The organism is Hyphomicrobium sp. CS1GBMeth3 (assembly GCF_900117455.1).
Lineage (GTDB): Bacteria > Pseudomonadota > Alphaproteobacteria > Rhizobiales > Hyphomicrobiaceae > Hyphomicrobium_C.
The window spans coordinates 1,732,243-1,755,738 of record NZ_FPHO01000003.1; the positions used below are offsets into that span (position 1 = coordinate 1,732,243).

20 protein-coding genes and 2 tRNA genes are annotated in these 23,496 nt (G+C 65.5%); 11 read left to right on the forward strand and 11 right to left on the reverse strand.

Annotated elements, in window-relative coordinates; all coding sequences use genetic code 11:
* Nucleotides 1-8: 8 nt before the first annotated feature.
* Complete coding sequence (locus CS1GBM3_RS15465; protein ID WP_244534665.1) at nucleotides 9-1,832, reverse strand: putative bifunctional diguanylate cyclase/phosphodiesterase; 1,824 nt, start codon at nucleotides 1,830-1,832, stop codon at nucleotides 9-11.
* 149 nt (nucleotides 1,833-1,981) lie between these two features.
* Entirely contained in the window at nucleotides 1,982-2,656 is a 675-nt protein-coding gene (nth, locus tag CS1GBM3_RS15470) for an endonuclease III (protein WP_244534710.1), read from the reverse strand.
* A gap of 82 nt (nucleotides 2,657-2,738) precedes the next feature.
* On the opposite strand from nth, the gene CS1GBM3_RS15475 reads away from it, so the two are divergent.
* A complete protein-coding gene (locus CS1GBM3_RS15475; RefSeq protein WP_072396364.1) occupies nucleotides 2,739-3,236 on the forward strand; it encodes a DUF2244 domain-containing protein in 498 nt (165 codons plus the stop codon).
* Between the two features lie 99 nt (nucleotides 3,237-3,335).
* On the opposite strand, the gene CS1GBM3_RS15480 is transcribed toward CS1GBM3_RS15475, so the two are convergent.
* A complete protein-coding gene (locus CS1GBM3_RS15480) occupies nucleotides 3,336-3,893 on the reverse strand; it encodes a GcrA family cell cycle regulator (protein ID WP_072396366.1) in 558 nt (185 codons plus the stop codon).
* A gap of 651 nt (nucleotides 3,894-4,544) precedes the next feature.
* Here CS1GBM3_RS15480 and CS1GBM3_RS15485 point away from each other — a divergent pair.
* The 4 genes from CS1GBM3_RS15485 to CS1GBM3_RS15500 all read left to right on the forward strand — a co-directional run bounded on the left by CS1GBM3_RS15485 (nucleotide 4,545) and on the right by CS1GBM3_RS15500 (nucleotide 8,068).
* Nucleotides 4,545-5,711 carry an aspartate aminotransferase family protein gene (locus tag CS1GBM3_RS15485; protein WP_072396368.1) on the forward strand — a complete coding sequence of 389 codons (1,167 nt, stop codon included), beginning with the start codon at nucleotides 4,545-4,547 and terminating at the stop codon, nucleotides 5,709-5,711.
* A gap of 34 nt (nucleotides 5,712-5,745) precedes the next feature.
* The gene (gene argF / locus CS1GBM3_RS15490) at nucleotides 5,746-6,681 is read left to right on the forward strand and encodes an ornithine carbamoyltransferase (protein ID WP_072396370.1); all 936 of its coding nucleotides are present in this window, start codon (nucleotides 5,746-5,748) and stop codon (nucleotides 6,679-6,681) included.
* 142 nt (nucleotides 6,682-6,823) lie between these two features.
* Entirely contained in the window at nucleotides 6,824-7,417 is a 594-nt protein-coding gene (locus CS1GBM3_RS15495) for a hypothetical protein (protein ID WP_072396372.1), read from the forward strand.
* A 12-nt stretch (nucleotides 7,418-7,429) separates the two neighbouring features.
* A complete protein-coding gene (locus CS1GBM3_RS15500; RefSeq protein WP_072396373.1) occupies nucleotides 7,430-8,068 on the forward strand; it encodes a hypothetical protein in 639 nt (212 codons plus the stop codon).
* Between the two features lie 17 nt (nucleotides 8,069-8,085).
* Here CS1GBM3_RS15500 and CS1GBM3_RS15505 read toward each other — a convergent pair whose 3' ends face one another.
* The 4 genes from CS1GBM3_RS15505 to CS1GBM3_RS15520 all read right to left on the reverse strand — a co-directional run bounded on the left by CS1GBM3_RS15505 (nucleotide 8,086) and on the right by CS1GBM3_RS15520 (nucleotide 13,251).
* On the reverse strand, nucleotides 8,086-8,859 hold the full coding sequence (locus CS1GBM3_RS15505; RefSeq protein WP_072396374.1) for an enoyl-CoA hydratase: 774 nt from the start codon (nucleotides 8,857-8,859) through the stop codon (nucleotides 8,086-8,088).
* A 22-nt stretch (nucleotides 8,860-8,881) separates the two neighbouring features.
* Nucleotides 8,882-9,769 carry a bifunctional DNA-formamidopyrimidine glycosylase/DNA-(apurinic or apyrimidinic site) lyase gene (gene mutM / locus CS1GBM3_RS15510; RefSeq protein WP_072396375.1) on the reverse strand — a complete coding sequence of 296 codons (888 nt, stop codon included), beginning with the start codon at nucleotides 9,767-9,769 and terminating at the stop codon, nucleotides 8,882-8,884.
* Nucleotides 9,770-9,850: 81 nt separating this feature from the next.
* A complete protein-coding gene (locus tag CS1GBM3_RS15515) occupies nucleotides 9,851-10,732 on the reverse strand; it encodes a hypothetical protein (protein WP_072396376.1) in 882 nt (293 codons plus the stop codon).
* The gene (locus CS1GBM3_RS15520) at nucleotides 10,729-13,251 is read right to left on the reverse strand and encodes a Lon protease family protein (RefSeq protein ID WP_083567655.1); all 2,523 of its coding nucleotides are present in this window, start codon (nucleotides 13,249-13,251) and stop codon (nucleotides 10,729-10,731) included. The genes CS1GBM3_RS15515 and CS1GBM3_RS15520 overlap by 4 nt, the downstream gene beginning before the upstream one ends.
* Before the next feature lie 172 nt (nucleotides 13,252-13,423).
* On the opposite strand from CS1GBM3_RS15520, the gene CS1GBM3_RS15525 reads away from it, so the two are divergent.
* On the forward strand, nucleotides 13,424-13,954 hold the full coding sequence (locus CS1GBM3_RS15525; protein ID WP_083567657.1) for an MmcB family DNA repair protein: 531 nt from the start codon (nucleotides 13,424-13,426) through the stop codon (nucleotides 13,952-13,954).
* 62 nt (nucleotides 13,955-14,016) lie between these two features.
* On the opposite strand, the gene CS1GBM3_RS15530 is transcribed toward CS1GBM3_RS15525, so the two are convergent.
* On the reverse strand, nucleotides 14,017-14,583 hold the full coding sequence (locus tag CS1GBM3_RS15530; RefSeq protein ID WP_072396377.1) for an ActR/PrrA/RegA family redox response regulator transcription factor: 567 nt from the start codon (nucleotides 14,581-14,583) through the stop codon (nucleotides 14,017-14,019).
* Between the two features lie 157 nt (nucleotides 14,584-14,740).
* Nucleotides 14,741-16,171, reverse strand: a complete 1,431-nt coding sequence (locus CS1GBM3_RS15535; protein ID WP_244534667.1) for an ActS/PrrB/RegB family redox-sensitive histidine kinase — start codon at nucleotides 16,169-16,171, stop codon at nucleotides 14,741-14,743.
* Nucleotides 16,172-16,317: 146 nt separating this feature from the next.
* On the opposite strand from CS1GBM3_RS15535, the gene CS1GBM3_RS15540 reads away from it, so the two are divergent.
* Nucleotides 16,318-16,983, forward strand: a complete 666-nt coding sequence (locus tag CS1GBM3_RS15540) for an SCO family protein (protein WP_072396378.1) — start codon at nucleotides 16,318-16,320, stop codon at nucleotides 16,981-16,983.
* A 179-nt stretch (nucleotides 16,984-17,162) separates the two neighbouring features.
* Complete coding sequence (gene phaZ, locus CS1GBM3_RS15545) at nucleotides 17,163-18,563, forward strand: polyhydroxyalkanoate depolymerase (RefSeq protein ID WP_072396379.1); 1,401 nt, start codon at nucleotides 17,163-17,165, stop codon at nucleotides 18,561-18,563.
* Nucleotides 18,564-18,565: 2 nt separating this feature from the next.
* Here the strand turns inward: phaZ and CS1GBM3_RS15550 are convergent, their stop codons facing one another.
* Both CS1GBM3_RS15550 and CS1GBM3_RS15555 read right to left on the reverse strand, forming a co-directional pair.
* Nucleotides 18,566-19,504 (reverse strand): 50S ribosomal protein L11 methyltransferase, encoded by a 939-nt coding sequence (locus CS1GBM3_RS15550; protein ID WP_072396380.1) that lies wholly within the window; start codon nucleotides 19,502-19,504, stop codon nucleotides 18,566-18,568.
* Between the two features lie 43 nt (nucleotides 19,505-19,547).
* Nucleotides 19,548-21,209, reverse strand: a complete 1,662-nt coding sequence (locus tag CS1GBM3_RS15555; RefSeq protein ID WP_072396381.1) for a GMC family oxidoreductase N-terminal domain-containing protein — start codon at nucleotides 21,207-21,209, stop codon at nucleotides 19,548-19,550.
* A 339-nt stretch (nucleotides 21,210-21,548) separates the two neighbouring features.
* Here CS1GBM3_RS15555 and CS1GBM3_RS15560 point away from each other — a divergent pair.
* The 3 genes from CS1GBM3_RS15560 (at nucleotide 21,549) to CS1GBM3_RS15570 (ending at nucleotide 23,193) form a co-directional block, all read left to right on the forward strand.
* Nucleotides 21,549-21,621 (forward strand) — tRNA-Met (locus CS1GBM3_RS15560).
* A gap of 4 nt (nucleotides 21,622-21,625) precedes the next feature.
* Nucleotides 21,626-21,699 (forward strand) — tRNA-Asn (locus CS1GBM3_RS15565).
* A 330-nt stretch (nucleotides 21,700-22,029) separates the two neighbouring features.
* On the forward strand, nucleotides 22,030-23,193 hold the full coding sequence (locus CS1GBM3_RS15570; RefSeq protein ID WP_072396383.1) for a slipin family protein: 1,164 nt from the start codon (nucleotides 22,030-22,032) through the stop codon (nucleotides 23,191-23,193).
* The last annotated feature ends 303 nt before the right edge of the window (nucleotides 23,194-23,496 follow it).

A 23,496-nucleotide genomic window follows, 5' to 3' on the forward strand; every position in this document is an offset into this window, starting at 1 on the left:
TCCAGACATCAGGAGGCGGAAAGGCTGGCGACATCGTGGCTCCGCGAAAGCCGGGTGACGCAGCCTTCCAGCGCCGCCTCGAGATCGACCGAGGGCACAGGTTGGCTGAAATAAAACCCCTGCATCTCTTCGCATCCGGCGACGGCGACGCCCTCGAGCTGCTTGAGGCCTTCGATCCCCTCGGCCACCGGCCCCATGCCGAGCGTTTTCGCCAGCTCCGTGACGGAATTGAAGATCGCCCGGCTGTCGTGGCAGTTGGCCATCTCGCTGATGAATGACTGATCGATCTTGAGTTTGTCGAAGGTGAACGAGTGGAGGTGATTGAGTGAGGCGAAGCCGCTACCGAAGTCATCAAGTACAACGCGGACCCCGAGTCCCCGAATCTGCTCCAGCGTTCCGAGCGTGCGGGCCGCGTCATGCAGGAACGCCCGCTCCGTGAGTTCGATCTCGAGCCGCCACGCGTCGAGACCGGAATCGTCGAGGGCTCTCTGTACGCGCGTCGCGAGGTCGCACTGATCGAGTTCCACGGCGGACATGTTGACAGAGACCGGGATGTCGGAGGGCCAGCCCGCGGCGTCGTGGCAGGCCTGACGCAACGCCCAGTCGCCCATGGCGACGATCAGGCCCGATCTCTCTGCGATCGGAATGAAGGTCGCAGGCGGCACCATGCCGAGCTGCGGATGACACCAGCGCATAAGCGCCTCGCATCCCGTTACCGTACCGGCTTTGACGTCGACGATGGGCTGGTAGTGCAGCCCGAGCTCCCGCCGCGCGAGCGCCTCCCTGAGGGCACCGCTGAGCTCCATACGCTCGAGCGCAAGCGCTTCGATTTCCGCCGAGTAGACATGATGGCTGCTCCGACGCCCGCATCTCTTGGCACGATGGAGCGCCATGCCGGCCTTGCGAAACAGCGTGTCGTGGTCGCTACCGTGATCGGGCGCAAAGGAGGTGCCCACGCTGGCGCCGATTTCCACGTTGGAGCCAAGCACACGGTACGGCGCGTTGAGGGTCTCCACGATCCGGCGTGCGAAAGTCACGGCATCGTCGGGCCCGGCAATATCGAGTTGGATGATCGCGAACTCGTCGCCGCCGACGCGGCCAACGAGGTCGTTTTCACGCAGCGCGCTGAGCATGCGTTTTGCGGCGGCCTTCAGAACGGTATCGCCCGAAGCGTGGCCCTTCGCATCGTTGACCTGCTTGAAGAGGTCGAGGCCGATCAGGTGGACGGCAAGCTTACGGCCGGGTCCGAGCTGTGGGATCGACTCTTCGAGCCTCTCGCGCAGATGGAAGCGATTTGCGATTTCAGTCAGCGGGCAGTGGCGTGCGAGCCAGGTCATGCGTTCTCGCGCCGCCATCTTCTCGGTGACGTCCTCCTGAAGGTCGACCCAGCCTCCGTCTTGAAGGGGCTGAATGGTGACGTGTATGAAGCGCCCGTTTTCAAGCTTGTGCGTGTGGCTGAATATCTCGCCGTGCTTCAGCTCTGAGAGGTAGCGCGCGATCCAGCTTTGCTGTCGCTTAAGCTCGGAGGCGCTGCCTGAGCGGCCTTCTTTCGCAGCGTGATAGGCGATTATCCTCGAGAATGGCGTTCCGTCGAGCGTGAGCTCTTCGGGCAGGTCGTAGGTCTGACGGTAGAGCTCGTTGCAGACGATGAGGTTGCCATCGGCATCAAACATCGAGAGCCCGCGCGTCATAGTGTTGAGGGCGATCTCGAAGCGCGCGTTTAGCTGCGCAAGTTTGTGCATCTGCTCGAGAAGTTGGTAAGTGTCGATGCCCGCATCTGTTTGCACCGGGACGGTGTTGGCCAGCACGGGCTTGGGGCCAGTGAGGTTCAAAGGGATTGCTCCAGAAACGCCACACACTGCCGGGCAACAAGGTCGAACTTCTACGAGGAAGCCCATGTACGCGCAATTAATCTGCGGCCAAACCATCGCTTCACCCGCGACTTTGGTTGACTTGGCGTTAAAGCGCGACGCACGCCGGGCTAGACGGTCTTGTCCGGATAGCGGCAGATGTCATTGATGAGGCAGGCGGGACACGCCGGCCGCCTCGCCTTGCACGTATAGCGCCCGTGCAGGATCAGCCAGTGGTGCGCATGCACGCCGTATTCCGGCGGAACCTTCGCGAGCAAGTCTGCTTCGACCTGCAGCGGCGTTTTGCCGGTCGAGAGACCGATCCTGTTAGAGACGCGCAACACGTGCGTATCGACAGCCATCGTCGGCTCGCCAAAAGCGACGTTCATCACCACGTTCGCCGTCTTGCGTCCGACGCCGGGCAATGTCTCGAGCGCGTCGCGGTCGCGCGGCACTTCGCTGCCGAACTCGCGGATCAGTCTGTCGCTGAGTAGAATGACGTTCTTTGCCTTGGCGCGGAAAAGTCCGATCGACTTGATGTGATCGCGCACGGCCTCCTCGCCGAGCGCGAGCATTTTTTGCGGCGTATCGGCTTTTTTGAAGAGCGCCCGCGTTGCCTTGTTCACGCCCGCGTCCGTCGCCTGCGCGGAGAGCACCACGGCAACCAGCAGAGTGAAGGGGTTGGTATGCTCGAGCTCGCCCTTGGGCTCCGGGTTGGCGGCGGCGAAGCGACGGAAAATCTCTTCGATTTCAGCGGACGAGAGACCACGCGGCGTCCGAGGCTTAGACGGGCTCTTGCCCCGCACGGTCGCGGCGGCAGGAGTGACGGAACGGTCTTCGGAGGAAAGGCGCTTTGACAAGATTGAACCCGAAGCTAGGTTTAAGTCCATGGACGATAGCGGACCTCAAACCCCCGACGCGAGAGTCTTTCGCGCCATTCTCCACCCCCATCGCTCGCTTTCGCCGCGGGGGTTCCTGATTTTGATGCTCGCCATCGGCGGTGTGAGCTTCGTCTCGGGCATGGCTTTTCTGATGATGGGCGCCTGGCCGGTGATGGGCTTCTTCGGCCTCGACGTGCTGCTCGTCTACATCGCCTTCAAGCTGAACTACCGCGCTGGGCGCGCCTACGAGGAGGTCGAGCTGACCCCGCGGACGCTGACCCTGACGCAGGTGGCCCCGTCCGGAAAAAGCAAAAGCTTCGAGTTCAACCCCTATTGGGTACGGCTGCTGTTCACCGAGCGCCCCGACGGCGGCAACCACCTCAAGATCGCCTCTCATGGCCAGGAGCTGGAATTCGCACGCCTCCTGAACGACGATGAGCGTCGCGACTTTGCCGAAGCCTTGCGCCGAGCCCTCGACGCTGGCCGCATGAGCTATTCCGCCTGAGCGACTCCCCCGGCACGAACGGCACCGCCGGAAAAAACGAAGGTCGGACACGCCCCCCGGTGTGCCCGACCTTCCCCCCGCGTAGCTCGTTGCGCGGCTTTATGCGTCCGCAGGCTCTTCCTTGCCCGAAGCCAGAGCCGGAATGCGCGGCTCTTGAATCTCACGCTCGCGGCGGCGCGGCTGCGGCGGCTGGAAGGCACGGCGAGCGTGGAACTCGCAATACGGCAGACCCGTAACCTTGGTCTTGCCGCAGAAATGGAACTCGGCGTCCTGCGGGTCGCCGATCGGCCAGCGGCAGGAGCATTCGGTCAGCGTCTGGATCGTGCGGCGCTCCTTGAGCGGAATGACGAGCTCCTCGACAGACGGCGTGAAGGGTTCGGCCTCAGGCTGGTAGAGCGCACGCAGCGCCGGATTACCCTGCTGGGCGAAGCGGGGCTTCTGCTGCATACGTGCGCGCGCCGTGGTGGCAGCCCGTGCCCGCGGGCGATGCGATTTCATGCGCGAGGTCGTGGCGCGGCCGGAAAGGCCAAGCCGGTGAACCTTGCCGATCACGGCATTGCGGGTGACGCCGCCGAGGCGCCCCGCAATCTGGCTAGCGCTAAGCCCCTCTGACCAGAGCTTTTTCAAAAGCTCAACCCGTTCATCGTTCCAGGCCATGATCGTGCTCCCCATAAGCATGGGCCATCCGGGCCGAAGACCCGGAAAGCGGAGGCGCGCGAGAGGTCAGGGGCGGGCCACGCGATTGGCGAAACACACGCCAAGCGTGAGCAGAGCCACACCCTACTCGCAACGCAAACTGAAGATGACGCAGAGAACTAGAGCGGACCGGTGGGCAGAAACCCGAGACGATACAAAGGGTCCGAACGCAGGCCAGACAGGCAACACATGAGGGCCGCAATACAACGCGACATCTCGTGTCTGGACGGGATTAACCTACAATAACTTGATTTTCCTGTACAAGCGGCCCCCACGCACGCCGGGGGATTGACAGGGGACGCGTGGCTCGCTCGCCACAGAGTGAGTCGTGTGGCCCCAGCAAGTACGGGCAGTCCCGACTTTCCCCGAAATTATTGCTGACGCTCGCGGCACAATGATGACCCCCAAGCTTCCGCGGCGTTCGAGCCCGAAAATCACGCTGCAACGCTCGTTGACTTTACCACCCGGCGCGCGTATCACCCCTGCTTCGCGTGGCCGCCGGGAGGGCGGCTTTCGTCATTTTTGGGGAGCGGGATGGGCGCTATGTCCAAACCCCTCACAGGTAAGGCCGGCCCGACCACGCGCCCCGCAGGGGGCTCGTCGCCAGCCGTCATGGCCACCTACGCGCGCCAGGACATTGTTTTCGCGCGCGGCGAAGGCTGCTGGCTTGAGACCGAGGCCGGCGAGCGCTATCTGGATTTCGGCTCCGGGGTCGCCGTCAACGCATTGGGTCATGCCCATCCGTATCTGGTCGCGGCTCTGACGGAGCAGGCCGGCAAGCTCTGGCACACTTCGAACCTCTATCGCGTTGCCGGCCAGGAGAAGCTGGCCGAGCGCCTTGTCGCAACGACGTTCGCTGACCGTGTTTTCTTCTGCAATTCCGGGGCGGAGGCATGCGAGGGCGCCATCAAGGCAGCCCGCCGCTATCATTTCGTCGCCGGAAACACCGAGCGCACGCGCATCATCACGTTCCATGGTGCTTTCCACGGGCGCACGCTGACGACGCTCGCGGCCGCCGGAAACTCCAAGTACCTCGAAGGCTTCGGCCCTGAATCGCCGGGCTTCGATCACGTCCCCTTCGGCGACCTCGAAGCCGTGCGCGCCGCGATCGGACCCGAGACGGCCGCCATCATGATCGAGCCTGTGCAGGGCGAGGGCGGCGTGCACGTCGCGACCGCGGAGTTTCTTCAGGCCCTGCGCACCCTCTGCGACGAGGCGGGGCTTCTTCTCGTGCTCGACGAGGTTCAGACCGGCGTCGGACGCACGGGCAAGCTGTTCTCGCACGAATGGACCGGCATCACGCCGGACGTCATGGCCGTTGCCAAGGGCATCGGCGGCGGGTTCCCGCTCGGCGCCATACTGGCGACGGAAGCCGCTGCGGCGGGCATGACGGCGGGCACCCACGGCTCGACCTTCGGCGGCAACCCGCTGGCGACGGCTGTCGGCCAGGCAGTCCTCGACGTTGTTCTCGAGCCCGGATTCATCGAGGCCGTGCAGCAGAAAGCGCTACGCTTGCGCCAGGGTCTCGCGCGCCTCAAGGACCAGTTCCCCGATCTCGTGACAGAGATCCGCGGGCAGGGTCTGCTGACCGGCATCAAGGTCACGGCTGCGCCGGCCGATGTCGTCGCCGCGGCACGCGAGCAGCGGCTCTTGCTCGTCGGCGCAGGCGACAACGTGGTGCGCGTTCTGCCGCCACTGATCGTCGCCGACCATGAGATCAGCGAAGCTGTCGAACGCCTGTCGCGCGCGCTCGCCAACATTTCCGAGCCCAAAACCTGAACTTCAACCCCGGATCTGGAGCCGGCCGCAGGCCATGGCCAAAGCAACCGCTATTCGACATTTCCTGGATCTCGACGAGATCGACGCCAAGACGCTGCGGCGCATCATCGATGCGGCCCACGCCATGAAGGCCGCAGGCAAGCGCGTCCCCGTCAAGCTGCGGCCGAAGGGCATCGAGGACGATGTCCTGGTTCTGATCTTCGAGAAGCCGTCGACGCGCACGCGCGTCTCGTTTGACATCGCCATGCGTCAGCTGGGCGGCCAGGCGATCATGCTGAACCAGAACGATCTGCAGCTCGGCCGCGGCGAAAGCATCGCCGACACAGCGCGCGTCCTGTCGCGCTACGCCGACGCCATCATGATCCGCGCCAACAAGCACGAGACGCTTCTCGACCTTGCCAAGCACGCGACGATCCCGGTCATCAACGGTCTGACGGACAAGACGCACCCGTGTCAGATCATGGCCGACATCATGACCTTCGAGGAACACATCGGCCCTATTAAAGGGCGGACGGTCGCGTGGGTGGGCGATGGCAACAACGTCGCCGCATCGTGGATGCAGGCGGCGGCGAAGTTCGGCTTCGCGTTGCGCGTGGCCTGTCCCGAGCAGCTGGCGCCGAAGGATGACATCGTCGACTGGGTACGCCGCGAGAAGGCGGACGTTGCGGTCATGACCGATCCGGCAAAGGCCGTGCGCGGCGTCGACTGCATCGTGACCGACACCTGGGTCTCGATGGGCGATACGGACGGTGCGCGCAGAAAGCATCTTCTGAAACCCTACGCGGTGAACGATGCCTTGATGGCCAAGGCCGCCAAGGGTGCCATCTTCATGCACTGCCTACCGGCCTACCGTGGCAACGAGGTTTCGGAATCCGTGCTCGAGGGGCCGCAGTCGGTAGTCTTTGACGAGGCCGAGAACCGCCTCCACGCGCAGAAGGCCATTCTGGCTTGGTGCCTCGGCGCCGGCTGAACCACCTCCGGTCGAGCACCGCGTGGCGATGTGGCGAGCCCGTACGCTCAGAGCGTACGGAGGGAGCCCGATTGCTTCCCAGCTTCCCGAAAAGGTGCTGTAAGAGCACGCGGGACGCACGCACGGGGAGGAACGCTCTGAAATGACCGTCTATTCCATTGTCGGCCTGGCGCTCGTGCTGGGCCTCGGGCTGGTTGGTGTCCTCTATTCTGCCGGCGCCGCCGAGCCGCTCGGCCTGCTCGCCGCGGTCGCCATCGTCAACCTGCTGTTGTTTGCCGTCGCTGCTAGCGAGCGCCGATCGTTGCGGGCCTCGGGCGCCTCGCGCAGCCTCGTCGAGAGCGCAACGGCACGCGGCATGGGGCTGATATGGCTGTGGGGCGCCGCCGCTCTGGTGCTGATCTACACAACCGTGCTGTCCTGGCGCGAGTGGACACACTTCTCGGCCGCGTTTGCCGGCGCCGGCCTCCTCTGCCTCGGCTTTTCGGCGCTGCTGGCCAAGGACGCGCGCCAGGGCCGCGAGGACGCAACGCTCCTGCGCCTCGGCCGCTATTTCGCCATCGCTCAGTTGGTCGGCATGATCGCGACCCTGATCGGCCTAGTCGTCGATCCCGACAAGGAGATTCTTTACGCCACCGATAACGACTGGGCCGGCAACGGCATTTTCCTGTTTGGCGCCGTGGCGTTGGCGCTTGTCTCGGCCTACGCCTTGATTGACGCCAGGAAGGATTCCCCCTAGTCAGGGGCTCGCATGAGCCTCAATCAGCACGGGCGCCCCTACGCGCCAGGAATCTCGCTGCGACCGCTTCTTCCTTGGTTGCTGCTGGCCTCCGCCTTGGGCATCACCATGATGGTGCTCGGCGCCGGGCGCGGCGACCGGGTTCTGCCGTCGCTGTCCGCGGGGCTTCTGATCGCGTTCGTCGTCGGCACCGGGCTCGGCGTCAACGCTCCCCTCTGGTCGAAGAGCACGGGCTCCGCCGCCCAGCCCGACGGGCTGACCTCCATCCGCGAAGCCCTGAGGTGCAATGTCTGGCTCGCGGCCTTGGTTTATGCGTGGGGCGCGTCGGCTCTCTTTGCCATCTATTCGCTGTCCGATCTGGTGTGGCGCCACGCCTTTCAGTACGCCTCCGGCGCCGCCGTCTTCGCAGCAGGCATCGGTCTCTACGCCTTGTGGCTTGGGCGATCCAGCAACCGGCATGTCCCGCCGTTGGCGCTGACGATCGTGCACGGCATCGCGGCCGCAGGCGGTCTCGCCTATCTCATCGGTGCCGACAAGCTAGCGACCGTAAAAGGAGACTGGGCCGCCAACGAGGTGTTCCTGTGGGGCAGCCTCGCCATCGTCGCGCTCTGCATCATGTCGCTCGTGACGCAGACGCGCATCAAAGCATAACGCCCAGCCATCCCGCTTTAGCTGTTTTTGAAAGCGGCGCGCCGCTTCTCGAGAAAGGCCGCCATGCCTTCCTTCTGGTCGTGCGTCGCGAACAGAGCGTGGAACGTACGCCGCTCGTAGCGCATGCCCTCGGCAAGCGTCGTCTCGTAAGCGCGGTTCACGCAGTCCTTGGTCATCATCGCCGCCGTGAGCGACATCGACGCGATGGTCTCCGCGGTCTTGAGCGCGTCGTCCAAAAGCTCGGCAGCTGGCACTACGCGCGCGACGAGCCCTGCCCGCTCGGCTTCGGTGGCGTCCATCAGGCGCCCCGTCAAACAAAGCTCCATCGCTTTCGATTTGCCCACCGCACGGATGAGCCGCTGCGTGCCGCCCGCGCCTGGCATGATGCCAAGCTTGATTTCGGGCTGGCCGAACTTCGCACTGTCCGCGGCAATGATGAGATCGCAGCTCATGGCGAGCTCGCATCCGCCGCCGAGCGCAAAGCCCGCCACCGCCGCGATCACGGGCTTGCGGGCGCGCGATATGCGCTCCCAGCTGCCGATGAAATCCTCTTTGTAGGCCTCGATGTAGGTCTTGGCCTGCATCTCCTTGATGTCGGCGCCGGCCGCGAAGGCCTTCTCCGACCCCGTGACGACGATGGTGCCGATGGCTTCATCCGCCTCGAAGGTGTCGATGGCCTGGTTCAGCTCCCCGATCAGCTGGTCGTTGAGGGCGTTGAGCTGGGGCGGGCGGTTGAGCGTAATAAGTCCGACGCGACCGCGCGTCTCGACGAGGATCGTGTCATAAGCCATAGGCACCGGCTCCTGTTGTCTGTCAGCGCTGGCACACCGGACAGAAGAAGCTCGATCGCCCGGCTTGGGTGCTGCGTCGCACAATGCCCCGGCAGCCGGGCCGGATGCAAGGCTCGCCCTCGCGATCGTAGACGCGGAACGTGTTCTGGAACGCGCCCGCCTGCCCGTCGGCCTGGCGATAATCGCGCAGCGTCGATCCGCCGGCCGCGATGGCGGCCCGGAGCACGGTCTTGATGCTCGCAACGAGGCGCGTCGCGTGCGCCGTGGGCTTGCCGCCCGCCGTCGCCAGCACGGACGCTTGCCGCGTGGGCTTGAGCTCGGCGCGGAAAAGCGCCTCACACACGTAGATGTTGCCGAGCCCGGCCACGATCCGTTGATCCATGAGGAAGGCCTTGAGATCACTGCGTCGGCCTTGCGAGCGCGTGGCGAGATAGGCGGGTGTCAGATCGTCCGAGAGCGGCTCGACGCCGAGCCCACGCATCATTGCGTGCTGGGCAAGCTCGGCTTCCGGCACCAGCAGCATGTAGCCGAAGCGGCGCGGATCGGCATAGGTCACGCGCCCGCCGCCGCGCATGTCGAACACGGCGTGCATGTGTTTCGGCGCGGTGCCCGCGTCATACTCGTAGTCGCCGAGCAGGTGTGCCTCGGCTTCTCCCGGTGCCTGCACATGAAAGCGTCCCGTCATGCCCAGGTGCATGAGGAGCGCTTCCCCCGTCGAAAGATGCGCGATGAGATACTTCGCTCGCCGTTCGAGGCGCTCGACACGCGCACCCGTGAGCCGCCGCGCGAAATTTTCGGGGAACGGAAAGCGCAGGTCCGCGCGGTGCGTCGTGACACGCTGGAACGTACCGCCGAGCAGCACGGGCTCGAGTCCCATGCGCACCGTCTCGACCTCGGGAAGTTCGGGCATCTCGCATTCCAACCAGTGGACGGCGAGCTAGTAGCGGGCCCGATGCGGCGGGACAAGCTTCGTTTGACGCGGCACGGAGACCTAGCGCACCAAGAACAGCGGCCCGTCGAGCCCCTCTGCGAAGGGCGCCACATGCTCTTCGGAGGGCGTCAGCAGGCCGCCGAAGCGCGTGATGACGAAGCCGGCGCCAGCGCGCCGCAAGAGCGCCGCCACGCTATGCGGCGTGTGCGTCGCCATATCCAGAACTTCGAGCTTGAGCCGCGAGGTGGCGCCGAGCGCCAGCCGGATCTGGCCTTCGAGCCACTCCTGCCGCGTCTGGCTCTGCTCGAGAAGCCAAAGACGCGCATCGCCCCCTGTGGCGGTCGCAATCCGTTGCGCGGCGCGCATCATCGGCACCGCGCGATCCAACTCTTCGACGATGGCGATAACGGGCCCCGCCGTGCGCTGTGCCTTGGGACCCGCAACGACGACGCCTGTCGTCGCATGCACGGCCTCGAACACTTCCGCGAGCCCGGCGCCCAGATGGCCGGTGCCCGTGCCGTTGCGCACCGTCGTGCCAACGGCGACGACGTTCCACGGGCCCTTTTCGGCACAGACCTCGGCCAGCGCCTGCGCAGGCTCCGCGCGCACCACGCGGGCAAGTGCCTTCACCTCCGCCGCCCTTGCACGGGCAAGCACCTGGCGCTGCATCGCAGAGGCATGCGCCTTGAGATCGCGCGCCAAGGCATCTGCTGACATCGTGCGCGTCTGTCGCCCCGAAAGCGAGACCTCGCGCGCAAACGGCAGCGAGGCGATGTCGAACAGCTGCCGATCCTCGATGAACAGGCTCTCGACCTCGGACTCGAATGCCTGCGCCAGCCGCAGCGCCGCATCGACCGCCGCCTCCTGGATCTCGCCTCCGCCGCCCAGCCATAGCACCACGCGGCCGCGTTGCTCCTCGGCGTTGGCGACGTGCGCGATCATTGCGAGCCTGCGGTGTTTGTCGTCGTGCCGGCACCGGAGAAGGCGCGGGCCCGCTCGGCGAAAGTCTTGAGCCGCGCCGCCACACGCCCGCTGACCGTGTCGGCGCCGAAGCGCCCCTCTGAGTTCTTCTCGCCTGCATCGAGACCGGTGAGCAGCGAGATGCCCTCGTCCACCGTCTTGATCGCATAGACCGAGAAGCGGCCTTCGCGCACGGCCGCCACGACATCCTCGCGCAGCATGAGGTTCTGCCGATTGGCCTCGGGGATCAGGATGCCCTGCGTGCCGGTGAGCCCGCGCGCGGCGCAGACGTCGAAGAAACCTTCGATCTTCTCGTTGACCCCGCCCACGGCCTGCACTTCGCCGAGCTGGTTCACCGAGCCCGTCACCGCAAGTTCCTGCCGGAGCGGAACGTCGGCCAGCGCCGACATCAGCGCGAACAGCTCGGCCGCCGAGGCGCTGTCGCCTTCGATCGTGTCGTAGGATTGCTCGAACACCAGCGTGGCTGCGAGCGCGAGCGGCACCTCCTGCGCGAAGCGTCCCGCGAGGAAGCCCCACAGGATCATGACGCCCTTGGAATGCACCGGTCCGCCGAGCGCCACCTCGCGCTCGATGTCGGTTACGCGCCCCTGCCCGATATGCACGCGCGCAGTGATGCGCGCCGGCCGGCCGAACACGAGCTGACCTTTCTGCACGAGCGAGAGCGCGTTGATCTGCCCGGCTTTCTTGCCTGCCGTATCGACCAGCACGATCCCGCGCTCGACAGATTCCTGCACCTGCTCGCGCAGCCTGTCCGTGCGCCGCGCCCGCTCCTTCAGCGCCCGCGCGATGTCGGTAGCGGTGGTGACCTTGCGGTTGTCGGCCTCGGCCCAGTAGTCGGCTTCCCGCATCAGATCGCCGATCCGCCCCGCATCGATCGAGAGCTTGTCGCGATCCTCGGCGACGCGCTGGGCCTCTTCCATCAGGCGTGCGACGCCGCTCGCGTCCACGGCCTTCAGTCCGTGCTGCTTGACGATCGAAGCCACGAGGCCGGCGTAGGTTCGGTCGGATTCCGCGCTCCGCGCGAGGCTGTCGTCTAGATCCGCTTGCACTTTGAACAGTTGCGGAAAATCGGGGTCGGTATGCTCCAGCGTGAGCAGTGCGTCGCTGTCGACGAGCAGCACGATTTTGATGACGAGCGGAATGGGATCCGGCTCGAGCGTCTCGACCTTGATCCCGTCCGGCTGCAACGCGTTTTGCGCGATGCGGATCTCGCCCGTCTCAAGCGCGCGCTTGAGGCTCTCCCAGGCACCCTGCATGCCGAGCAGGCGGCGGGCTTCGATCATCAGTGCGCCGCCGTTGGCGTGGTGCAAAGCGCCCGGGCGGATGGAAAGGAAATCGGCGACCAGATCGCCAGCCTGCGCCGCGTAGCTGACGGTGCCGACGAGGTTGTGAAGCGTCGGGTTGCTCGCCTCGCGAACGGGCGCACCGGCCTTGTCGGAGTTGCTGGTGACGAGCACGTTGACGAGATAGCGGCGAAACCGGGGCACGTGCTCAGCCGGATCGACCGTAGCCGCGACCGCGCGTTCCTCCACCTCGGTGGCGAGCAGTGCCGCGTTGCGGATCAGGTCCTTTTCGACGTCGGCGAGGTACGAGGCCACGTCGGAAACATCGGAGAATGCCGACGAGAGCGCATCCAGCGTCTCTTCGACGACATGGCGCGCCACCTCGTCATTGAGGTCTGTGAGCTGCTGGCGCCGCCGCTTCTCAGCTTTCGGCGCGCTGGCGAGGATCGCTTCGAGCTCCGTCTGCAGCGCCGTAATGCGGGTTTCGACATCGCGCCGCATGGCCTCGGGAAGCTGGCTGAACACCTCCGAGCGCACGACCTTGCCGTCGTGCATCGGCGCCATGCCGAAGCCAAGAGGCGTGCGCAGCACGGCGATGTTCTGTTGGGCGGCTCGCGCGTAGAGGGCTTCGAGCGCGTCCTCCTGTCCGCCGCGGAACTCCTCGTCAATGGCGCGTCGCCGCGCCCGATAGTCCTCGGAGGAAAATGCAGCCGGCAGTGCCGAGACGAGCTCCGCCACCACAGCGCGCATGCCGTCCGCGAGCTTGGGCCCGCGCCCCGGTGGCAGCGAGATGGCACGCGGCCGGCGCGGGTCCGCGAAATTGTTCACATAGATCCAGTCGGAGGGAGTCTGCGAGGCCGCCGCGACCTTGGCCAGATGCATCCGCACCGCGCCGCTTTTCGCGGAAGAGGGTGACCCCACGACGAAGATGTTGAAGTCCCGCGCCCGCATGCTGAGGCCGAAATCGATGGCCGCCAGTGCGCGCTCCTGGCCGACGAGCCCGCCGACCGGCTCGAGGTCCGCGGTCGTCTTGAAGCCGAGCGACTTTCCGTCCACGCTTCGCCGCAACTCCGTCGCCGCAAGCGGTTGAACGCCCGATTTGACCTCGATGACCGGGCCGGTCTTACTGGGTCGGTCGTCGGTTTCGACCGACGGGTGGGGCGCGGATTTGCTCTTTGTGAGCCGTTTGAAGAACATGCGAATGTCAGTCTCACGGTATCATTGAAACGTGGAGCGAGGCAGCCCCTGGTATGGCCTCTGATGACATGCCTGGCCAGCAAACGGCGGCCGGTAGAATACGATCAACAGGCAAGGCGTAGCCACAACGGGAAGCTAGGATGGCAATGTTTCGCGCCCTAATGGCAGATCGATGACCGACTCAGAGGACGATGTGGACAACGCGGTTAACCGCCTGGAATACCCGCAAACCTCCCTCGGTGGGCCGCAGTCCGCGGCGGCGCGCGAGATCTGCCGCGGCGTCGTGCGGGTGCTTGCGGCGCACGGACTGACGGCCATCGCCGAGCTGCCGCTTCCGAACGGCCGCCGGGCTGACGTTGTCGGACTGGGTGCCGACGGCATGATCTGGATTGTCGAGATCAAGTCATGCCTCGAGGATTTCCGCTGTGACCGCAAGTGGCCCGAGTATCGCGACTATTCCGACAGACTGCTGTTTGCCGTGGCGCCGGAGTTTCCCCTCGAGATCCTGCCCGACGACACCGGGCTGATCGTGGCCGATCGTTACGGCGGAGAGATTCTGCGTCCCGCGCCGGAGATCCGGCTTACGGCGCCCAAGCGCAAGGTGATGACGCTGCGCATCGCCCGCGCGTCCGCGTCACGCCTGTGCACGCTGCTGGACCCCACGCTCCCGGCCGCCGTCGGCCTCAATATCTCGGACGCGTGAGCAAAAGCAAGCGCGCTCCGGAAGGAGCGCGCGATGCTCGCAAGGGCTTGGCAGTCGCGCGCCTACTTCGGCGCGCGCTTGGCGAGGATACGCTGCAGCGTACGACGATGCATGTTGAGCCGGCGCGCCGTCTCCGAGACGTTGCGGTTGCACAGCTCGTACACGCGCTGGATATGCTCCCAACGGACGCGGTCCGCCGACATCGGGTTCTCTGGCGGCGCGGCCTTGGCGTTATGCGGCGCGAGCAGCGCGTCGGTGACGTCGTCGGCATCGGCAGGCTTGGCGAGATAGTCGACGGCGCCGAGCTTCACCGCTGACACGGCGGTCGCGATGTTGCCATATCCGGTGAGAACGATGATGCGTGTATCCGGCCTGACCCGCGTCAGCTCGGCAATGACGTCGAGCCCGTTTCCGTCCTCGAGCCGCATGTCGACGACGGCGAAGGCGGGGGCCTGCTGCTTGATCAGGTCGATGCCCTCGGCGATCGAGTGCGCGCTGCGAACCTCGAAACCGCGCAGCTCCATGGCGCGCGCCAGCCGCTGCAGGAACGGGCGGTCGTCATCGACGATGATGAGCGAGCGGTCTTCCGGCAGCTCGTCTTTCTGGAATGATAGGTCTTCGGTTACCACGGCACACCTCCCGAGCTTGCAAATATAATAGCCGAGAACGGTTCGCAAACATCACCTGCATAAAAAGGCACCGTGAGTAGGGTGAATTTTGGCGTTGTGGATACAGTGTTTACGCGGGCAAAACGCGCGAGGCGGGGCGAAAAAACAGCTAACTAGCTCAAATCAAATCGGAAATTGGATCATTTGGGCCCGGTGGCTCGACCCTGCGCGCCGGACGCGGAATTTCCGTCTCTCGATTGGCGATCGGAGCCTCGAAAGCGGCCCTTGGCCAGGAGATGCGTACGATCGCCCCGTGCTCGGGCAGCGCGCGGTTCTCGAGGTTGAGGCGGGCGCCGGACCGCTCGAGCAGGGTTTTGGCGATAAAGAAGCCTAATCCCATGCCGGCCACCTTGGTGCCGCTCCTGCGCTCTTTGCGCCCATCCGACCGCGTCGTGACGTAGGGCTCGCCGAGGGTATCGATGACGTCCGGCTTGAACCCCGGACCGTCGTCCGCGATCACGACGGTGACGGACTGCCCGTCCCACTCGCTGCTGATGTCGACGCGCGCCTGAGCATAATCGGCCGCGTTCTCGATGATATTGCCGAGGCCATAGATCACCCCGGGACGGCGGCTGGCAAGCGGATGGCGTGCGTCTGGCCCGGTCGCGGTCTCGGCGGGCGCGGTACGGATCTTGATCGAGGCGGCGCCGTCCATATAGGGCGCCGCCGCCTCGTGCAGCATTTCCTTGACCGTCAGGCTCCCATGCAGCGGATCCTCGTCCGGCGGATGGCGCGTGAGCTTCTGCAGGATCTCGCGGCAGCGTTGGGCCTGGCTGCGCAAGAGCAGGATGTCGTCGCGGTGCGGGTTATCCTTGGCGATCTGCCGGTCGAGTTCGTTGGTGACCAGCGTGATCGTGGAAAGAGGTGTGCCGAGCTCGTGTGCGGCCGCTGCCGCGAGTCCATCGAGCGCGTGTAGCTTTTGCTCGCGCGCCAGCACGAGCTCCGTCGCCGCAAGCGCGGCCGACATCTGGCGGCCCTCTTGCGTCAGGCGCCACACATAGATCGCGAGGAACGGCATCGAGGCCGTGACCGCCGCCAGGATGCCGATCTTGTAGAGGAATGGCAACGCGAAGGGCGGCTCCACATACCAAGGCAAGGGCATGGAGTGGAAAGCGAGCAGCCACGTGCACGCCAGGGCCAGAAGCCCAAGGCCGACCGTATAGACGAGCGGCAACGTCGCAGCCGAGACCGTCACCGGGGCGACGATCAGCATGGTGAATGGGTTATCGATGCCGCCCGTGAGGTAGAGCAGCGAGGCGAGCTGGATGATGTCGTAGGCCAGCAGTCCGGTCGCGAAGTTCACCGACAGGCGGTGGCGCGCCGGGTAGCGGATGGCGAGGAACACATTGACCCACGCCGAGACCGCGATCACGGTCAGGCAGGGGCCGATCGGGAGGTCGAACCCGAACCAGAAATAGACGACGCAGAGCGCCAGGATCTGCCCGATGACGCCGACCCACCTGAGGCGCACGATCGTCTGCAGCCTCAGCTGGCTGTCGCCGCTGAACATGAATTTGGCTTCGAGCGCTCTGTTGAGACGTGAGGGCACGGGCGGCTTTCTTCTCTCGGTATCCTGCTGCCTGAAAGATCGGCAACTCTAGCACGGCTTGCAAGCGGGCGTGGTATCGTCCAGATAGGGGAAGACGGAGCAGGAGCGGATGCAACTAGCGCCACATGCCGACCGCGGGAGACCGGATGACCAAGGACACCAGCCGACCGAAGATCGCAGGCGCCTCACGCCGCACGCTGCTTTTGGCCCTTTTATTCGGCCTCGCGGCAGGCGTCATGACGGCCGTGCTGTTGGCGGCCATACCTTCGGGCACGTCCACGGTGCAGACGACGGGCAAGGCGCTGGTCGGTGGCCCGTTTACCCTGACCGACGGTTCTGGCAAGCGCGTGACGGAGAAGGACTACGCGGGCCGTCCGCTGCTCGTCTATTTCGGCTTCACCCATTGTCCTGACGTGTGCCCCGCGGGTCTGCAGGTCATCGCCGCGGCGCTCGACAAGCTCGGCGACAGGGCGAAGAGCATAACGGCCGTCTTCATCACCGTCGATCCCGAGCGCGATACGCCGGAGGTGATCGGAAAATATGTGGCGAGCTTCCACAAGGACATTGTCGGCCTCTCGGGCACGCGCGAGGATGTTGCCGCCGTCAACAAGGCCTACCGCGTCTATGCCAAGAAAGTTCCCGACGCTGAGAACCCGGGCGAGTACAACGTCGACCACAGCTCCTTCATGTATCTGATGGACGGAAACGGCGAGTATGTGCGCCACTTCCCGCACAGCGTTGATGCAACTGATCTTGCCGACACGCTGTCGAAGGCGATAGACAACCCGACAGCGCCCAGTCCTGGCGCTTAGTCAGATGCCTCGAATCAGTGCATTCTGACGATGGGGGAGAAAATCAAGAACCCAGCAAATACGGCCTGGGCGGCTTTTCGCCGCGCTTCCGTCGGTACGATTTGGCCTCCTCGCGCGTTATGGGCAGGGACTGGTACTGGCGGTCAGATGCTGACTGCACGAGATCGGAGCAAGCGATCGTGCTTTATCACCTCTACGAGCTGAGCCATGCCGCGATGAAGCCGGCCCGCGCCGCGGCCGAGCATCTGCGGCTGCTTATCGAGAGTCCGTTCAACCCAATTTCGCATACGCCGGCGGGACGCCACGCGTCCGCCGCGTTCCAGGTCTTCGAGCGCACCACGCGTCGCTACGAGAAGCCGGAGTTCAATCTTCCAACCACGCGCATCGGCTATCGCACCGTTGCCGTAACGGAGGAGGTAGTCTGGCAGCGCCCTTTTTGCCGGCTCATCCATTTCCGGCGTGACATGCCGATGGCGCAGCGCGCCGCCGATCCGAAAATCCTCCTCGTCGCGCCGATGTCGGGCCACTTCGCGACGCTCCTGCGCGGCACGGTCGAGGCGCTGCTGCCCAATCATGAGGTCTACATCACCGATTGGCAGGATGCGCGTTCCGTGTCGCCTTCTGCCGGGCGCTTCGGTCTCGACGACTATGTCGACTACGTGCGCGGCATGCTCGCCGCCTTCCAGGGCGACGTGCACGTTTTCGCCGTCTGCCAGTCGGCTGTGCCGGTGCTGGCCGCCGTCTCGCTGATGGAGGAGGACGGCGATCCGGCCTCGCCGCTGAGCATGATCTTCGCCGGTGGTCCGATCGACACGCGTATGAGCCCCACCGCCGTCAACGACGTTGCGGTCTCGCGCGGCACCGATTGGTTTGCACGCCACGTCATCACCAGCGTGCCGTGGGGATACGAAGGCGCCGGGCGCGAGGTCTATCCGGGCTTTCTGCAGCTCTCGGGATTCATGTCCATGAACCTCGACCGCCACGCCAAGGCCCACAAGGACCTCTTCTTCCATCTGGTCGACGGCGACGGCGACTCGGCGGAGAAGCACCGCGCTTTCTACGATGAGTATCTCGCCGTTATGGATCTCACGGCCGAGTTCTATCTCGAGACCATCGATCAGATCTTCGTGCGCCATGCGCTGCCGCAGGGCGAGATGATGCATCGCGGACGGCGCGTCAATCCGGGCGCCATCCGCCGCCCGTCGCTGATGACGATCGAAGGCGAGAAGGACGACATCACCGGCCTCGGCCAGTGTCGTGCCGCCATCGACCTCTGCACGGGGCTGCCGATCGAGAAGAAGATGCACATCGAGTGCGAAGGCGTCGGGCATTATGGCATCTTCAACGGCTCGCGCTTCCGCACCGAGATCGCGCCGCGCATCGCCCAGTTCGTGCGCCTCTTCGATCCGCGCTCGGCACTGATCCTGACGCGTCCCGTTACGCCGCGCCGCGGCCTCGTTGCCAAGCTGGTTGGCGGCTACGATCCGTCAGCGGTGGCCTTCACCTTTGCGGCGGCCGTTGCCAACGACCAGGGACTTACGCCGCAGCCGGCGGGCACGGCGGGTGTCGGATTGCCGTAGCGTTACGGAATCCAACCCTTGTCGAGGTCCATGGCTTGGCGGGCTTTCGAGGCGCCGTCGCGGTCGAACAGCACCGCTGTCCAAGCCAGGTGTGTTCCCGCCTCTTCCGACGAGCGCGAGCGCAGTGTCACGAGCAGGCTTTCGCCGGCCTCGACACGCACGGGCGCGCGTAGCGGAAAATAAAGCTGCTCCCAATGCGTCTTCGGCGCGTTGGGCGCCGTCGAGAGCATGATGCCCTCGGCGAGATCCGCTTCCCACCAGTAGGCGATGCCGTAGATGGTTTCGGAAGCATCCAGCTTCCAGGAAACCTCGCCCTTGCGCGTGCCCTTCCTGTCGGAGCCGAGCGTGACCGTATCCCACACCTTGGCCGCGCCGCCGCCCGCGAGAAGCTCGTCCGGCGAGAAGCTTCTCACGTAGACATTGTTGAGGCTCATCTCGCGCGCGTCCGAGAGATCGACGCAGAACCCTACCTCGTCCCACACCGTGAGCTCACGATGGATGCGATCCGAAATCACCGGCACGGCGAATTGCCGGATGCGGGCCGGGATCATCACGCCGCCGTCCTTGAGATGACGCAGCTGCGCATCCGCCAGCGTGTCGATGATATTCTCCTCGAACGCATAGTTGCCGAGCGTCTCCGAGACCACGACGTCCACCCGCGGCGGATCCTCCATCTCGGTCGAGTGGCAGGGCATGAGATGGCACGCGCGAGCGCGGTTCTTCTTGATCGTCTGGGCGGCGACGCCGGCGACTTCCGCCGCTTCGTACAGGAGCACTTCCGGCGCGCCGAGCTTCGCCGCCATGAGTCCGATCAGCCCCGTACCGGCGCCGATGTCGGCAACCGTCGTCTCGCCCGGCTTGATCACGCGCTTGAGCGCGTCATGGAAGGCTTGGTTGCGCACGCGATCCGCGATCAGCGTGCGATGGTATTCGATGCGCATGCGGCGTCTCTCGACTGGAACACCCTGCGGAGCCCTTGAGTGTTCAGGCTGCGGCGGCTGGGGAAACGGGTGCCGTTGTGTAGCTGAGACCGTGGTCCTGCGCAAAGTGCAGCATCGCCCGCTCGGCGAGCGCCGTGATGGTCAGCAGCGGATTGACGCCCAGAGAGCGCGGGATCACCGCGCCGTCGATGACGTAGAGGCCGTCATGCACGCCGGTTTCGTCCGCGCCGGGCGAGCCGTCGAAGACCCGGCACTTGTGATCCACCACGCCCTCGCCGCGCTCGCGCCCCATGCCGCAGCCGCCGAGCGGATGCGCCGTTGCCGGCTGATGCCCCATGACCGTACCCGCCAGCGGGTTCTTGACGTATGAACCGCCGCTCGCCGCCACGAGCTCGGAAAGGATGGCGTCGAGCCGCGCGTAGACGGGCTCGTCCTTGGCGCCCGGCCAGGCCAGCGCCAGCCGATCATCCTCGAGCGCGAAACGGCCCGAGGCGCTGTCGTGCGAGACGGCGAAGAACGTCTGCAGATGCGCGAACGGCCCTTTGTAGACGCCGCTGACGAGACTCGACAGCGCGCCGAGCAGACGCCCGTTCGGCAGGAACATAACCGGCAGCACGGAGGCGAACGCCGACGGCAGCGCACCCTCCTGCACGTGGAGCTGATTGGCCAGCGTCTCCGCGTCGCGGAACTCGAGCTGTCCGGATACTGCCACGCCGACGTCGAGCCCCTCCAACTTCGCCGGATGACCGACGCCCACGGCGTTGACGACAGGCTTCGCGCCATAGCCGAAGGCGATGATGTCGCCGTTGGCGGAGAAGCGATGACCGAGCTTGTCCGAGAGCTTGAGGCCCGCCGCGCGTGCGCGCAGCAGGATCTCCGTCGAGCCGAGCGTGCCGGCGGCGAGCACGACGACCGGCGCCTCGATCGTAACCTCCGGGATACTGCGGTCAGGTCCCACGGCTTTTGCCGCGACCTGCCAGATGCCGTCCGCGCCCTTGCGCACGACATCGACCTTGAAACCGGTGAAGAGCTCGGCCCCATGCCGTGCCGCATCCGGCAGATAGGTCATCGCCACGGTGTTCTTTGCGCCGACGTTGCAGCCAGCACAGCAGTCGCCGCACCGCGTGCAGGCCGGCTGCGAGAGGCCGGCGGGATTGAGCGTTTCCTCGAAGCTCACGGCGACTGGCGAAGCCACCGGATCGCCGTCCATGCCGCGCCCGGCCGCTTCGAGCACGGAGAATTTCGTCATCTCGCGGAACCGCGGATCGGTCGCGGGACGGATCCACTGCCGGGCGCGCCGGAACCCTTCATCGAGCGTGCCGTCCTGCACGATCTGCCCCGGCCATGCTTCGTCCGCGAACACGCGCCGGTCCGGCACCAGCGACACGCCGGCGTTGACGAGCGAGCCGCCACCGAGCCCGCAGCCCACCAGCACGTGCATGTCGCGGCCGAGACGCACGTCATAGATCGCCTGCTCGGATCCGGTGCGGAAGTTCTGGCCCGTGACCTGGAACTCGTTCTTGAGCTCGGAGAATTTCTGCGGAAACGCCCCGGTCTCGATCTCGCGCCCGCGTTCGAGCACGGCGACACGCTTGCCCGCGCGCGCAAGACGCGAGGCCGTGACACCGCCGCCGTAACCCGAGCCGACGACGATCACGTCGTAGCGCTGCTTCAGCGCGCTGCCAGGCAGGCTTAATCTCGGCATCCCTCTATCCCGTAACGACTTTCGGCCTCGGCCGGCTTTGCTCTCCGCTCTGCAGCGTGCCGACCCCCCGCAGCCGCTCGCTGTCCCGGACGTAACGCTCCGTTGGGGTACTCCGCCGGCCCACGGCGCGCAACGCGGAGCCGCACGTTGCGAACAATCGAGTGCGGGATGAGGCTTTCGCGTAACGATCGGCAGCGGTTTCGCAGGGCGGGAATGGAATTCCGCCCCAATCGGCTGTTTACTCACGGCCTCCTGATCGGCGCCATGTGTCCGGGCTCGCCGAGACCCGGCTGGCGCGCACCGCCTTGCGGCCGCGTGTTCCGCGTCGACTGGGAATCTGAGGCTGTAGCTCAGCGGCAGAGCGCCCGGCCATGCCGGGAGGTCGAGGGTTCGAGTCCCTTTAGCTTCTCCAAACGGCTAGCTCAGTGGGTAGAGCACGAGACTGTTAATCTCGCTGTGATGGGTTCGATCCCCATGCCAATCGCCTCCAAGCGATCTCGACTTCTGGGAGCCGGTCGTTGTTCCTGCCCAAGCATCGTCATCAAGGCTTCGGCCGAGATGGCGGGGCGGCGGCAAGCGGCGAAGCGCTCCGTGCCCCGCGCGGATATCGCCTCGCGGCGAAGCCGGAGCGGCGCGTATCGGAGGCGGGCCTGCGGGCTTGCCCGAGAGCATGTCGCGGAAGGCCGAGCCGCGTGGCTGAAGCGGGGGCCCGCGTCATCGTTGTGGAAGAGCGGCCGGCGACCTGCTGGCCCTAACTAAGAACGAAAAGGAGGGGCACGCTCAGAGTGCCCTGACTGCCAACAGGTATCCGGAGTTTCCCATGTCCCGCCTGAGCTTTTGGACCACGGCAATCGTGAAGGACGAAGAGCGCGCCTTCCTCTACCGTGACGGGCGCTTCGTGCGCCTGCTCGAGCCGGGCCGTTTCGTCGAGTTCGATCCGTTCCGCCAAGCGTCCGTCGAGATCGTGAAGGTCCTGCGTGCCGAAATTGCGCCGGAGCGCGCACGCATGTTCGCCAAGACGGAGCCGGATCTCGCGGACGAGAATTTTGCGATCGTGCAGACGGGGCCGACCGAGGTCGCCATCGTCTCGCTCGACGGCGAGCCGAAGCACCTCGTGCTGCCGAACACCACGCGCGCGTTCTGGAAGACGCTGACGGCTGTCGATGTCGAGGTCATAGACACCGCGTCGACATGGCGCGTCGAGAAGCGCCACCTGGACAGACTGGATGCGGCGCGCGCCGGCGGCGCGCTCGTGACGACGGTCGTCGAGGCGAGCGAAGCGGGCCTTCTGTTTGTCGACGGTGTTTTGACGGAGCGGCTTGTACCGGGCCGGTACGGGTTCTGGTCCGTCGGTCGTCAGGTGCGCATCGTCAAGATGGACCTGCGCCCGCAGCCGCTCGAGGTAACGGCACAAGAGATACTGACCAAGGATCGCGTCGGCATCCGCGTGACGTTGACGGCTTTCGCGCGCATCGTCGATCCGGAGAAGGCAGCGCTTGCCGCGCCCGACGTCAACGCCACGCTCTACCGCTTGATCCAGTTCGCGATCCGCGAGGCTGTTGCCGCGCGCACGCTCGACGAGATTCTGGCCGCGCGCGATACCATCGACCGCGAGGTGCGCGCCTACGTGACCGAGCGCGCCGCAGATCTCGGCGCCGAGGTCGGAGAGATCGGTGTCAAGGACGTGATCCTGCCGGGTGACGTGCGCGAGCTTTTGAACAAGGTCGTGGAGGCTGAGCGTGTCGCCAAGGCGAACATCATTCGCCGCCAGGAGGAGACGGCCGCCACGCGGTCGCTCTTGAACACGGCGAAGCTGATGGAGAACAACTCGCTGCTGTTGCGTCTGAAGGAGCTCGAGGCGCTGGAAAAGCTCGTCGAGAAGGTCGGCCGCATCGATCTGCACACGGGCTCAGGAGCGGGCGGCTTCGACGCGCTGCTCTCGAACCTCTACAAGCTCGGCGAGAAAGCTGCCGACGGAAAATAGCGTGAGGAAAGAGCTCTGGTTTTCTCGCCGGTTTTGCGGGGCACTCGGTCGTCGCGGGCAAGCGCTTCTGGGGGCCGCGGCCTGACGATCCCGCCCCCCTGTTCCGACACGGGTAGTGGGGCATCTGGCAGTATCACAAACGCGGCCGCCGCTTGGGCCGTCGAGGGCGATCTCGATCTCAACGTTTTTCGCGGAACGCAAGCAGAATTCGACACGTTCGCTCAGGGCGTGAAGCCGCAATTAACTCCCCGGAAGGTGCGGCTCTAAACGCCGTTGAAATTCATGCCTCCCGGGCCGATATCA

Coding starts and splice junctions, on each gene's coding strand:
- CS1GBM3_RS15495 (WP_072396372.1), top strand. CDS start 6,824: ATGACCGTCTATTCCATTGTCGGCCTGGCGCTCGTGCTGGGCCTCGGG.
- mutM (WP_072396375.1), bottom strand. CDS start 9,769: ATGCCCGAACTTCCCGAGGTCGAGACGGTGCGCATGGGACTCGAGCCC.
- CS1GBM3_RS15480 (WP_072396366.1), bottom strand. CDS start 3,893: ATGGCCTGGAACGATGAACGGGTTGAGCTTTTGAAAAAGCTCTGGTCA.
- CS1GBM3_RS15550 (WP_072396380.1), bottom strand. CDS start 19,504: ATGCGCATCGAATACCATCGCACGCTGATCGCGGATCGCGTGCGCAAC.
- CS1GBM3_RS15540 (WP_072396378.1), top strand. CDS start 16,318: ATGACCAAGGACACCAGCCGACCGAAGATCGCAGGCGCCTCACGCCGC.
- CS1GBM3_RS15475 (WP_072396364.1), top strand. CDS start 2,739: ATGGACGATAGCGGACCTCAAACCCCCGACGCGAGAGTCTTTCGCGCC.
- CS1GBM3_RS15520 (WP_083567655.1), bottom strand. CDS start 13,251: ATGTTCTTCAAACGGCTCACAAAGAGCAAATCCGCGCCCCACCCGTCG.
- CS1GBM3_RS15505 (WP_072396374.1), bottom strand. CDS start 8,859: ATGGCTTATGACACGATCCTCGTCGAGACGCGCGGTCGCGTCGGACTT.
- CS1GBM3_RS15485 (WP_072396368.1), top strand. CDS start 4,545: ATGGCCACCTACGCGCGCCAGGACATTGTTTTCGCGCGCGGCGAAGGC.
- CS1GBM3_RS15555 (WP_072396381.1), bottom strand. CDS start 21,209: ATGCCGAGATTAAGCCTGCCTGGCAGCGCGCTGAAGCAGCGCTACGAC.
- CS1GBM3_RS15525 (WP_083567657.1), top strand. CDS start 13,424: ATGACCGACTCAGAGGACGATGTGGACAACGCGGTTAACCGCCTGGAA.
- CS1GBM3_RS15515 (WP_072396376.1), bottom strand. CDS start 10,732: ATGATCGCGCACGTCGCCAACGCCGAGGAGCAACGCGGCCGCGTGGTG.
- CS1GBM3_RS15500 (WP_072396373.1), top strand. CDS start 7,430: ATGAGCCTCAATCAGCACGGGCGCCCCTACGCGCCAGGAATCTCGCTG.
- CS1GBM3_RS15570 (WP_072396383.1), top strand. CDS start 22,030: ATGTCCCGCCTGAGCTTTTGGACCACGGCAATCGTGAAGGACGAAGAG.
- argF (WP_072396370.1), top strand. CDS start 5,746: ATGGCCAAAGCAACCGCTATTCGACATTTCCTGGATCTCGACGAGATC.